At 65.5% G+C, this 13,022-nt stretch carries 7 protein-coding genes; 6 read left to right on the forward strand and 1 reads right to left on the reverse strand.

Annotated features, from left to right (window positions below; all coding sequences use genetic code 11):
- Positions 1–53 precede the first annotated feature (53 nt).
- From ACNHKD_RS18365 to ACNHKD_RS18390, 6 genes are all read left to right on the forward strand, one after another.
- Positions 54–2,654, forward strand: coding sequence for an MMPL family transporter (locus tag ACNHKD_RS18365; protein WP_442754923.1), 2,601 nt, complete (start codon positions 54–56; stop codon positions 2,652–2,654).
- Positions 2,655–2,728: 74 nt separating this feature from the next.
- Entirely contained in the window at positions 2,729–3,373 is a 645-nt protein-coding gene (locus tag ACNHKD_RS18370; protein ID WP_442754924.1) for a DUF2147 domain-containing protein, read from the forward strand.
- A gap of 201 nt (positions 3,374–3,574) precedes the next feature.
- Complete coding sequence (locus ACNHKD_RS18375) at positions 3,575–5,131, forward strand: efflux transporter outer membrane subunit (RefSeq protein WP_442754925.1); 1,557 nt, start codon at positions 3,575–3,577, stop codon at positions 5,129–5,131.
- A 23-nt stretch (positions 5,132–5,154) separates the two neighbouring features.
- Positions 5,155–6,387 (forward strand): efflux RND transporter periplasmic adaptor subunit, encoded by a 1,233-nt coding sequence (locus ACNHKD_RS18380; protein WP_442754926.1) that lies wholly within the window; start codon positions 5,155–5,157, stop codon positions 6,385–6,387.
- An 11-nt stretch (positions 6,388–6,398) separates the two neighbouring features.
- Positions 6,399–9,539 (forward strand): efflux RND transporter permease subunit, encoded by a 3,141-nt coding sequence (locus ACNHKD_RS18385; RefSeq protein ID WP_442754927.1) that lies wholly within the window; start codon positions 6,399–6,401, stop codon positions 9,537–9,539.
- Positions 9,536–12,643, forward strand: a complete 3,108-nt coding sequence (locus ACNHKD_RS18390; RefSeq protein WP_442754928.1) for an efflux RND transporter permease subunit — start codon at positions 9,536–9,538, stop codon at positions 12,641–12,643. Before ACNHKD_RS18385 ends, ACNHKD_RS18390 begins: the two co-directional genes overlap by 4 nt.
- A gap of 59 nt (positions 12,644–12,702) precedes the next feature.
- Here the strand turns inward: ACNHKD_RS18390 and ACNHKD_RS18395 are convergent, their stop codons facing one another.
- A complete protein-coding gene (locus ACNHKD_RS18395; RefSeq protein ID WP_442754929.1) occupies positions 12,703–12,990 on the reverse strand; it encodes a hypothetical protein in 288 nt (95 codons plus the stop codon).
- Positions 12,991–13,022: the final 32 nt, after the last annotated feature.

Consider the following 13,022-nt stretch of genomic DNA (forward strand, 5'->3'; position numbering starts at 1 on the left):
TGCAGCGGTTGTCCCGCTTTTGGAAACGTCTCAGTTACGTCCGGGGTCAGGTAATGTTGGAAAAGCTTGTGGCCTTCTGTCTTCGTTGGCCCTGGACGGTGGTTCTTCTCACTTTGGCGCTGACCGGCGGCGGCGTTTACCTCACCGTCGAGCGTTTCGCGATCGACACCGACACGACAAATCTTTTCTCGGCGGACGTGGTCTGGCGGAAAAACCAGATGACGCTCTATCGCGCCTTTCCGCAGCTCGAAAACACGATCGTCGTCGTCATCGACGCGCAGACGGGCGAGGCGGCCGACGACGCGGCGGCGCGGCTCGCGGCCGATCTCCAGGGCAAGCCGCTGATGCAGCGCGTCTGGCGCCCGGACGATCCGGCCTTCTTCGTCAAGAACGGCCTGCTCTACCTCGACCTGAACGAGGTGCAGCACACCGTCGGCATGATGCTCGGCCAGCGCGACGTGCTCGCGCCGCTCGCCCAAGACCCGACTCTGCGAGGATTGTCCAGCGTCCTGGTCACGAACCAGAAGCGCGCCGCCGGCAGCGAGCGGGCGACGGCCATGTATCTCTCGGGCCTTGACGAATTCTCCGGCGCCTTCGAGGAGACGCTCGCCGGCCGGCCGGCGGAGGTCGATTGGGAGAAGCTCCTTTCCGGCGGCAAGGGGGAGGCCGCGCCCGTGGGTCCGCCGCTCGAAAAACGCCGCATCGTGATGGTCAATCCGGTGATCGACTTCTCCGAGCTTCAGCCGGGCGCCGACGCCATGGCCTTCATCCGCAAGTCAGCCGAGGCGCTCGGGCTCACGAAGGAGAAGGGCTTCGCCGTCCGCCTGACAGGCGAAGTGCCGCTCGCCGCGGAAGAATTCGCGACCCTCTCCGAGAACATGGCGCTGAACACGGTCGGCACGCTCGTCGTCGTCTCGCTGATCCTGCTCGCCGCGCTCCGCTCGCCCAAGCTCATTCTGGCGGTGCTTCTGACGCTGCTTGCGGGCCTCGCCATCACATCGGGCATGGGCGTGCTGCTCATCGGCCGATTCAACCTGATTTCGGTCGCCTTCGCGGCTCTCTTCATTGGCCTCGGCGTCGATTTCGGGATCCAGTTCGCCACCCGCTATCGCGAGGAGCGTCACGGCCATGGCGACCTCGAGCGTTCGCTGATGAAAGCGACGCACGAGATCGGCGGCTCGCTGACGCTTGCCGCCGTGTCCCTGCTCGCCGGCTTCTTCTGCTTCCTGCCGACGAGCTTCCTCGGCGTCGCGGAACTGGGCCTGATCGCGGGCGTCGGCATGATCATCGCCTATATTGCGACGCTGACCTTCCTGCCCGCGGCGATCAAGCTGCTGCATCCGCCGGCGGAGCATGTGCCGATCGCCACCCATTCGCTCGCGGCGGTCGATCACTGGATCGCCCATCACCGCGCGCTGGTGCTCATCGCCACGGCCGCGGTGGTGCTGGCCGGCACGCCCTATCTGCTGCGGCTGCGCTTCGACTCAAATCCGATGAACCTGCGCGATCAAAAGGTGGAATCGGTTGCGACCTTCCTCGATCTGACCAAGGACCCCAAGACGGCCCCCAACAAGATCCAGACCTTGGCGCCCTCTCTCGCCGCCGCCCGCGACCTGAAGCAAAAGATCCTCGCTCTGCCCGAGGTGGACCACGTCGATTCGATCGATTCGCTCATCCCTTCGGATCAGGACGAGAAGCTCGCCTTGATCGAGCGCGCCTCGAACGAGCTGCATGACGCCCTTTACCCGAGGGTCAAGCCCGCGCCGACCGACGCCGAGACGGTGAAGGCGCTGGCCGCGGCCGCCAAATCTTTGCGCGCCGCCGTCGCCAAGAAGCCGGCCCCGCAGGTGACGCGCTTCGTCGCCGCGCTTGACGGCCTCGCCAAAGCAAGCCCGCAGACCCGCGAAAAGGCGCGCGCCGCCGTTTTTACGGGCTTTGAGAAAATGATGGGTCAGATCCGCGAGGCGCTCAAGGCCCAGCGCGTGACGCCCGAATCCATGCCCGAGGAGCTGCGCGCCGACTGGATCTCCGCCAAGGGCCAGATCCGTCTCGAAACGACGCCGAAGGGCGACAGCAACAATCTCGAGGTGATGACCCGCTTCGCGGACGCCATGCTCGCCGTGGCCCCCGAGTCGAGCGGCGCGCCGGTCATTATTTCCGAGGCCGGCAAGACGGTGACGCGGGCTTTTCTGGAGGCGGGCGTCTACGCCTTTCTCGCCGTCTTCCTTATTCTCGCCGTAGCTTTGCGCAATCCAGTCGACGTCGCGCTCACGCTGGGTCCGCTGGTCCTTGCGGGGATCATGAGCCTTCAGGCGGCGGAAATGCTCGGCGTGTCGTTGAATTTCGCGAACATCATCGCACTTCCGCTCATGTTCGGCGTTGGCGTCGCCTTCCACATTTATTACGTCATCGCCTGGCGCAAGGGCGTCGTGGACATGCTGGCCTCAAGCCTCACCCGCGCGATCTTCTTCAGCTCGCTCACGACCGGCACCGCTTTCGGCAGCCTGTTCCTCTCCAGCCATCCCGGCACGGCGAGCATGGGCGAATTCCTCACCATCTCGCTGTTTTTCACGCTGCTCGCGGCCTTCATCATCGTGCCGGCCTTTCTCGGCCCGCCGAAGCGTCCGGCCGATCCGGGCGCCCATGCGACTTGACGGCGACGAGGGTTCGGCCTTTCGCTACAGGACATGATTATTTCGGCGCAACTGCAAATCAGGGGTCGGGCGTTATGAAAAGACTATTGCTGGGCATCGTCGCCGCAACGACCCTCTGCGCGCCTCAGATTGCGTCCGCGATGGACATCTATGGCGTCTGGGTGCGCGACGGACACCCGACGGACAAGCTCGAATTCTTCGACTGCCAGGGAAAGCTCTGCGCAAAGGGCATTTTACCCATGCTCGACGGCAGCCCGGCGCCCCTTATCTTGCGCCACGCCGCGAAAACCGGACCGAATAGCTGGAAGGGCGACCTCTTCAATCCCGAAGACGGCAAGACTTATACCGGCAAAATCACCTATGAAGCGCCGAATCAGCTTACGCTGACGGGCTGTCTGGTCGCCTTCCTCTGCCAGAGCGAAACCTGGACGCGCGTCTCGGGCCCGCCAAAGGCCGGCAACGACGCCAAACCGGAGTCGAAGGTCGACGCCAAGCCGGCGAAGGCGCCGGCCCCCGATGCGGCCAAAGCCGCGGAAAAGCCCGCCGACAAGGGCGGCGCCCAAGCCAAGCCCTCCGCCGCTGGCCATGAGGAGCCGAAAAGGCCGGCGAAACCCGCCGAGGCCAAACCCGCACCCGCAAAACCGGCCGACCCCAAGGCTGCCGCCACGGCGAAGCCCGCCCCCGCCAAGCCTGCGAAGCCCGCCGCCGCGGACGAGTGACGGAAGCTCCGCCACAAGTTTAAAATAACGTAACTTGACTGCCGCAATGCGGTAGGCGAAGCCTCATCCCGCCTAATTCGCAGCGAATCCGGCGCCGGGCCCCCCGTCCTGGCGCCGCATTGGTCTACTATTCCGACAGAGTTACCGCGAGCGACGCCTTGCAAGAGGACAAGTTGGCGCGCTGATGGAGATGAGCTTCAGTTGACAGCCCGCAACTCTCCTTTCTCCTTCGCGCCGACGCGCCGGGCCGCGCTGCTCTCGACGGCTTTCTGCCTTGCGGCCTGCAATCTCGAATGGGAAAAGCCCGACCTCGCGACTCCGCCGCCGGAGACGTTCCGCGAGGCCAAAGGGGCCTCCGCGAAGCCCATTCCGGGCGGCCCCGATTTCGCGGCGAAATTCGGCTCGAAGGAGCTGACCAAGCTCGTGGACCAGGCCGTCGGGGACAATCTCGACATCGCAGCCGCTGTGGCGCGCATTCAGCAGGCCGACGCCCAGGCCCGCGTCTCCAGCGCGGCGCTGTGGCCCTCTGTCTCCATGCAGGACATCGTGCGCACCACGCGCACGCCGGGGACGACCACAAATATCGGCGGTGCGAGCGGGGGGTTCACCCCGGCGACGACCGGCTCCAACTCCTCGTCTTCCTCGACCTCGGGCTTCAACGCCCGGAATTTCGGCTTTTTCCAGCTCGGCCTCACGGCAAGCTATGAAATCGACTTCTGGGGCAAGAACGAGGACGCCTCCTACGCCGCGCGGCTGCTCGCCAACGCCAGCCGCTTCAACCGGGACACGGTGGAGATTTCGACGGTCGCCGCCGTGATCAACGCCTATTTCCAGGTGCTGACGGCGCAGGACCGGCTGCGGATCGCTCACAACAACGTCGCCATCGCCGAGCGCGTGAACCGCGCGATCCAGGCGCGTTTTCAAGTCGGCACGGCGAGCGCGCTCGACACCGCGCAGCAGGAGTCGGTGCTCGCCCAGGCCCGCGCGACGATCCCGCCGCTGGAGCAGACGCTGCGCCAGACCCGGAACCAGCTCGCCCTGCTGATCGGCCAGACGCCGGAAAGCGTCGAGGTGAAGGGCGGCTCGCTCACCAAGCTCTCCTTCCCGAAGATCGCGCCCGGCCTCCCGTCGGAGGTGCTGTTGCGCCGGCCGGACGTGGCGAATGCGGAAGCGCAGCTCGCCTCGCAGGAATTCTCGGTCCTGCAGGCCCGCGCCGCCTTCTTTCCGTCGATCACGCTCACCGGCCAATATGGCGTGCAGTCGGCGCTGCTGCGCAATCTGATCCGGCCGGAGGCCGTCGCCTGGCAGGTGGCCGGCAGCCTGATGCAGCCGATCTTCGACGGCTATAACCTGCAAGGCCAGTATGAATTGCAGAAGGGCCGCTACGCTGAGCTCGCCGCGCTTTACAAGAAGCAGATCCTGACCGCCCTGCTGGACACGGAAAACGCCCTGATCGCGATCAAGGAGACGGCGCAGGCGCTGAAGCTGCAGACGGACGCCGCCGCCGCCGCCCAGAAGGCGCTGACCGCCGCCGAGATGCGGCTGCAGGAAGGCACCATCGACGTCATCACGCTGTCGACGACGCAGACGACGCTGTTTCAGGCCCAGGACGCCGTCGCTGTGGCCCGGCTCTCTTACTTTCAAGCGGCAACGAGCCTATATCAGGCTCTCGGCGGCGGTTGGTCGCCCACCACGCGAAACGCCGAAATCGCACACGCAAACGCCGCCTATGAGGCGGACAAAGGTATCTTTCCATGATCCGCGCCGATCGGCGTATCCTCATGGCGATAGGGGCGCTCGGCCTCGCCCTTGCCTTGGGCTCCGCCTATCGGGCGGGCATATTGCCAGGCGTCGGCGGCGGAGAGAGGCCGGCCGCCGGGGAGGAGGCTTTGGGCGGGCGCCATAACCAGGGCCCTGTCTCCGTTACGACCGCGACGGCGCGCGTCCAGGACGTGCCGGTGACGATCGACGCCGTGGGCACCGTCCAGGCCCTCAACACGGTCACGATCCGGACCCAGGTCGACGGCCGGCTGATCCAGCTAGGCTTCACCGAGGGCCAGGAGGTCAAGAAGGGGGATATCCTCGCCGAGATCGACCCCGCCCTCTACAAGGCGCAATACGATCAGGCCGTCGCCAAAAAAGCGCAGGACGAAGCCAATCTCGCCAACGCCCGCGTGGACGCGCAGCGCTATGAGCGGCTGGTCGCCGGCAAGTTCCTGTCGCAGCAGCAATACGCCACCCAGAAGGCGCTGGTGTCGCAGCTCGAGGCGCAGGTGCGCGCCGACGAGGCCGCCATCAACAACGCCAAGACGACGCTCGACTATGCGACGATCCGCTCGCCGATCGACGGGCGCGTCGGCATTCGCCTTGTCGACGTCGGCAACATCCTGCACTCCTCCGATCTCAACGGAATCGTCGTCGTCACGCAGCTCCGGCCGATCAATGTCGTCTTCACCCTGCCTCAGCAGGCGCTGCCCGCCGTCCAAAAGGCGCAGGCCGAAGGCGCCGCCAAGGTGCAAGCGCTCGGACCGGACAATGCGACGGCGATTGAAACCGGCGAGCTCAAGGTCGTCGACAACCAGATCGATCAACTCACCGGCACGGTGAAGCTGAAATCCGTGTTCGGCAACGCGGATCTGAAACTCTGGCCGGGTCAGTTCGTCAACGTCCGGCTGATGCTCGACACCATTCCGAAGGCGGTCGTGGCCCCGAGCCCCGCCGTCCAGCGCGGGCCGAACGGCGCCTTTGTGTATATTCTGGGCGAGGACGGCCGCGCTCATATCAAAAATGTAACGACCGGGCGGCAGGATGAGAACCTTGTCGTCATCGTTTCCGGCGTCGAGGCCGGGACGACGCTCGTGACGAGCGGATTTTCCCGTCTGTCCGACGGCGCGCAGGTGCGCGTGACCCATCCCGAAGACGCCGCCTCCGCCTCGGCCGCAGAGGAGCCCAAGCGGGAAGGCGCAGGTCGGCGGGAGCGCGGCGCAAGGGGAGAACATTCTCCCGGAAGGTGACGTAAAGCGGCATGAATGTTTCGGCGCCCTTCATCAAGAGGCCGGTGGCGACGTCTCTCCTGGCTTTCGCCGTGCTTCTGTTCGGCTTGCTCGGCTATGCGCGGCTGTCCATCTCGCCGCTGCCGCAAGTCGACTTTCCCACCATCCAGGTCACGACGCAGCTCCCGGGCGCAAATCCCGACACCATCGCCTCGCTGGTGACGGCGTCGCTCGAACGCCAGTTCGGGCAAATCCCGTCGCTGACCAGCATGTCGTCGCAAAGCTCCTTCGGCCTGTCGCAGATCACGCTGCAATTCGCGCTGGACCGCGACATCGACGCGGCCGCGCAGGATGTTCAGGCGGCGATCAACTCCGCCGCCTCGACTCTGCCGCGCGACCTGCCCTATCCGCCGGTTTACGCCAAGGTGAACCCGGCCGACACGCCAGTGCTGACGCTGACGCTCCGCTCCAAAACCGCGACGCTTCGCGACCTTTCGGATCTCGCCGACACGCTGATCGCGCCGCAGCTCTCGCAGGTCTCAGGCGTCGGCCGCGTGTCCGTGCAGGGCGGCGTGCGCCCCGCCATCCGAATCGAAGCCGACCTTGCGCGTCTCGCCGCGAACCGCATCGGCATGGAGGATCTGCGCCAGGCGGTGGCGGCGGCCAACAACGCCGGCGCCAAGGGCTCGCTCGAAGGCCGCCGCCAATCCTACACGCTCGACGCCAACGACCAGATTCTGCAAGCAAAGCAATATGAGACCGTCATCGTCGCCTGGCGCAACAATGCGCCGGTGATGCTGCGCGACGTCGCGCGGGTCCTCGACGGGCTCGAAAACGCCCGCGTCGGCGGCTGGTACAATGGCGAACAGTCCATCGTGCTCGACGTGATGCGCCAGCCGGGCGCGAACATCCTCGCGACGGTGGAGCTCGTCAAACAGACGCTGCCGAAGCTGCGCGGCGAGCTGCCCGCGGGCATGAGCCTCGACATCGTCAACGACCGCACCGACACGATCCGCGCCTCGATCCACGAAGTGGAGATGACGCTCCTCATCGCCGCGGGCCTCGTCGTCGCCGTGGTGCTGATGTTCCTGCGGAGCTGGCGCGCGACGCTCATCGCGGGCGTCAGCCTGCCGCTCTCGATCATCGCAACCTTCTTCGTGATGTGGCTCGCGGGCTTCTCGCTCGACAACCTGTCGCTGATGGCGCTCACCATCGGCACCGGCTTCATCGTAGACGACGCGATCGTGATGATCGAGAACATCGTGCGCAATATCGAGCATGGCAAGAAGCCGCTTCGGGCGGCGCTCGACGGCGCGCAGGAGATCGGCTTCACCGTCGTGTCGCTGACGGTCTCGCTCATCGCGGTGTTCATCCCGCTGCTGTTCATGACCGGCATTGTCGGGCGCATGTTCCGCGAATTCGCGCTGACGCTCTCCATCGCCGTGGTGATTTCGGCCGTCGTGTCGCTGACGCTGACGCCCATGCTCTGCGCCATTCTGCTGCGCGCCGAGGGGGAGCGGACGCATACGGCCTGGGAGATAGTCTCCCTCTGGCTCGACCGCCTCTATTACCGCTCGCTCGACTGGGCGCTAAAGCATGAGCGCTTCATGCTCGCTCTGACGGCCGGGACGCTCGCTCTGACGGTCGGCCTTTACATTTTCATCCCTAAAGGCTTCCTGCCGCGGCAGGACACGGGCGTCCTGAGCGTGGTGCTGGAGGCTGCGCCCGACGCCTCCTTCGAGCGCATGAAGGCGTTGCAGGCCAAGGTGACCGAAGTTTTCCGCAAGGATCCGGAAGTGACCGGCGTCACCTCGGTGCTCGGCGTCGGGCCGCTCAACGCCACGACCAATGTCGGGCGCCTCACCGTGACGCTGCGCAGCCGCGAGGAACGCGACGTGAGCGCCGACGTCGTCGCCGACCGCCTGAAGGCGGCAGGGGAGAAGATCGCCGGCGCCTCGCTCTTCATCGAGCCGGTGCAGGACATTCAGATCACGACGCGGCCGAGCCGCTCGCAATATCAATATACGCTGACCTCCTCCGACGCCGGCGAGCTGATGCGCTGGTCGAACCGGCTGCTCGACCAGTTGCGCGGCACGCCGGGCCTCAAGAACGTCGCCGCGGAAACGCAGGACGGCGGCTTGCGCGCCCTGATGCGGATCGACCGCGAGAAGATGGGCCGGCTCGGCATTTCGGCCCAGGACGTCGACAATGTGCTGAACGACGCCTTCGGGCAGCGCCAGATCTCGACGATCTACACCCAGTCGAACCAGTATCGGGTGATCCTCGAGGCCGCGCCGCAATATCTGCGCGACATGTCGGCGCTGGAAAAGCTCTATGTGGCGCCCATCGGTGGCGGGCCGCAAACGCCGCTCGCGACTTTCGTGCGCGTCGACAATATCGCCGCGCCGCTTTCCGTCGCGCATCAAGACCAGTTCCCCGCCTCGACCATCAGCTTCGACCTTGCGGGCGGCATGGCGCTGGGCGACGCGGTGAAGGCGATCACGGCGGCAGAAAAGGCGATCGGCATGCCCTCCTCCATCGTCGGCGTCTTCAGCGCCGACGCGGCGGAGTTCAACAAGTCGCTCGCCAGCGAACCCTGGTTGATCCTCGCCGCGATCATCGCCATCTATGTCGTGCTGGGCGTGCTCTATGAAAGTTTCGCCCATCCGCTTACCGTGCTCACCACCCTGCCGTCGGCGGGCGTCGGCGCGCTTCTCGCCTTGATGATTTTCCGCATCGATTTGTCCATCGTGGCGCTGATCGGCGTGGTGCTGCTCATGGGCATCGTGAAGAAGAACGCGATCATGATGATCGACTTCGCGCTCGACGCGGAGCGCGACGAGGGCCTCGGCCCGCGCGATTCCATCGTGCGCGCCGCACATATGCGTTTTCGACCGATCATGATGACGACGCTCGCCGCTCTCTTCGGCGCGCTGCCGCTCGCCATGGCGCATGGACCCGGCAGCGAGCTGCGCATTCCGCTGGGCGTATCGATCATTGGCGGCCTGCTGCTCAGCCAGGCGCTGACGCTCTACACGACGCCGGTCATCTATCTTCAGGTCGACAGGCTGCGCCGGCGCTTCTTCAAGCCGCTGCAGGCGGATGAGGAGGAGGACGCCGCTATGCGGGGGCCGGCGGCCGAAGAACCGCCACGCCGCGAGGCGGCCGAATGAACGTCTCCGAGCCTTTCGTCCGCCGGCCGGTCGGCACGACGCTGCTCGCGGCCGCGCTTTTCATGCTTGGCGCGGTCGCCTATTTCTTCCTGCCGGTCGCGAGCCTGCCCGCCGTCGACTTCCCCGCGATCGGCATCAGCGCCTCGCGCCCGGGCGCCGATCCGGAGACCATGGCCGCCTCCGTCGCCGCGCCGCTGGAGCGCCGCCTCTCCGGCATCGCCGGGCTGAACGAGCTCACCTCGACGAGTTCGCTGGGCAGCATGCAAATCATCGCACAGTTCGACATCGACAAGAATCTCGACGCCGCCGCGCGCGACGTGCAGGCGGCGATCAACGCGTCGCTCGTCGATCTGCCCACCGACCTGCCGACGGCGCCAAGCTTCCGCAAGGCCAGCCAGTCGACCATGCCGGTGCTGGTGCTGGCGATGACGTCGGACACGCTGCCGACCAGCGCGATTTTCGACGCGACCGACTCCGTCATCGCGCAGCGCATTTCGCAAGTGCCCGGCGTCGCCGAGGCGCGCATCGCCGGCGCCGAACAGCCCGCGATTCGCGTTCAGGTCGACTCCGCGCGTCTTGCGGCGATGAATCTCGGCGTCAACGAAGTGGCGAAAGCGCTGTTCGCCGCCAACGCCCATTCCGCCGTGGGCGCGCTAGCCGGCGGCACGCAGGAAATCACGCTCGGAACGACGGACCAGCTTTCGACGCCGGACGACTATCGCAACATCGTCATCGCCTCGCGCAACGGCGCGATCGTCAAGCTCGGAGACGTGGCCCGAGTGGAGCGCGGCGTGCGCAACCGCATGTCGGCGGGCTGGTTCAACGGCAAGCCGGCCGTGCTCGTCATCGTCACCAAGCAGCCCGCCGCCAATGTCATCGAGACCGTCGATCACATCAAGGCGCTGCTGCCGCAGTTGCAGGAGTGGATCCCTTCCGGCATCAGGATCAACGTCCTCTCCGACCGCACCCAAACCATCCGCGCGAGCATCCACGACATCCAGTTCACGCTGGCGATTTCGGTCGCGCTCGTGATGATGGTGGTCTTCGCCTTCCTGCGCCGCGCCACGCCGGTCATCGCGGCGGGCATAACGGTCCCGCTCTCCCTTGTCGGCACCTGCGCGGCCATGTGGCTCGCCGGCTTCTCGATCGACAACCTCTCGCTGATGGCGCTCACCATTTCGGTCGGCTTCGTCGTGGACGACGCGATCGTCATGATCGAGAATATCGAATCAAATCGCGAGCGCGGCATGAGCCGCATCGAGGCCGCGCTCCAGGGTTCGAGGCAAATCGGCTTCACGGTCGTTTCGATCAGCCTGTCGCTCATCGCCGTCTTCATTCCGCTGCTTTTCATGGAAGGCGTCATGGGGCGGCTGCTGCGTGAATTTTCCGTCACGCTCGCCTTCGCCATCGTCATTTCCACGGTCGTCTCGCTCACCGTGACGCCGATGATCTGCGCTTGGCTCCCCATGCCGAAGGAGCGGCAACGAAACCGCTTCGACCGCTGGATCGAGGAGGGGCTCGACCGGATCATATCCTTTTACGCGCGCACGCTCAGGCCCGTCGTCGACCATCCATGGGCGACGCTCATCGTCATTCTGGTCACGGTGCTGTTGACCGTTCAGCTCTACCGCACCATCCCCAAGGGCAATCTGCCGCAGGACGATATCGGCCTGATCAACGGCACGACGGAAGCCGCGCCGGACGTCTCCTTCGAGGAGATGCGCCGTCTCCAGCGCCGCGTGAACGACGCCCTGATGGCGGACCCGGACGTCGCCAATGTCGGCTCATTCATCGGCGCCAGCAATCTTACAGCCTCAGGAAACCAGGGTCGCGTGTTCGTCGCCCTGAAGCCCGTCGGGGTTCGCCAGACGTCGAGCAAGGAAGTGATCGCGCGCCTGCGCAAGTCCTTCGCCAGGATTCCGGGCGTCAGCGTCTACATGCAGCCCTCGCAGGATCTGCGCAGCGGCGGCCGCGTGAGCAAGGCGCAGTATCAATTCACGCTCTCCGACGCCTCGCTAGACGAGCTGGAGGAATGGCGCGAGAAAATCATCGAGCGCCTCAAGTCGCTGCCTCAACTCGTCGACGTCACCTCCGACAAGGAAAAGGGCGGCCTGCGCGCGCAGGTGATCATCGACCGCAACGCCGCTTCGCGCATGAATGTGCCGATCGCCGCGATCGACGCCGCGCTCAACAGCGCCTTCGGCCAGCGGCAGGACACGATCATCTACACGCAGCGCAATCAGTATCGCGTCATCTTCGAGACGCCGCCCTCGCGCCAGCGCGACATCAGCGACCTTGCGGGCGTCTATGTCTCGAGCGCGAGCGGGCAGCAGGTTCCGCTGACCGCGCTGGCGCGGATCGAACGCAGCTCCATGCCGCTCGTGGTCAACCATCAAGGCGTTCTGCCGGCGGTCACAATCTCCTATAACGTCGCGCCGGGCTCGACGCTGGACGCCGCGACCACCGCGATCGAGGAGGCGGTGAGCGAGCTCAATCCGCCAAGCAGCCTGCATGCGGGCTTTGCGGGCGACGCCGCCGACTTCCGCAAGATCGCGAAGGGCATGGCGACGCTGATCCTGGCGGCGCTCCTCGCCGTCTACATCATCCTCGGCATTCTCTACGAGAGCCTCGTCCATCCGATCACGATCATTTCGACGCTGCCTTCGGCCGGGCTCGGCGCGCTGCTGTCGCTGGAGCTTTTCGGCGTCGAATTCACGGTCATCGCCTTTATCGGCATTCTGCTGCTGATCGGCATCGTGAAGAAGAACGGCATCATGCTCGTCGATTTCGCGCTTCGCGCCGAGCGCGATCAAGGCATGTCGACTCACGACGCGGCGCTGGAGGCGGCGCAGGACCGATTCCGCCCGATCGTCATGACGACGCTCGCGGCGATGTTCGGCGCGCTGCCGCTCGCCTTCGCGTCCGGAATCGGCGCCGAGCTGCGCCGGCCGCTCGGCATCACCATCATCGGCGGCCTTCTGCTCAGCCAGGCGCTGACGCTCTATACGACCCCGGTCATTTATCTGCTGATGAGCAAACTGCGCCGCAAGCCCGAAACGGAAGCGACGCGAGAGACGGCGCATGCGATGACGGGCGCCGAATAATTTTGGCGCGCCTCTGGGAAAGCGCGCCTCGAAAATAGCGTCCGGCGATTTCCGGCGCGTCAGTGCGCCTCGGTCTCCGGATTTTCGAAGAAGAAGCGCAGCACCTGCGCATTGCCGCAGTCTTCGATGGGCACATGCCAGAACTTCGAGTCCATGTGCGGGAAGCGCTCCATCGGCAGATGGATCTCGGTAAGGCGCGCGTGGTTATCGAAGCCGCGCACCATCGCGCGCTCCAGAAGCTTCAGAAGCTCCTCTTCGCAATCAGGAACTTCCGTCACCGTCAGAATGGTGCTGTTGGCGATCGGGAAAGTTCTGTCGAAATAGCGTTCGAAATTCGCGGGCGCCATGTCTGCGTCTCCTGCTCCTCACATGGAGCGAT

Origin of the sequence: Methylocystis sp. JAN1, assembly GCF_052186135.1 — a bacterium.
In the GTDB taxonomy this organism is placed as follows: domain Bacteria; phylum Pseudomonadota; class Alphaproteobacteria; order Rhizobiales; family Beijerinckiaceae; genus Methylocystis.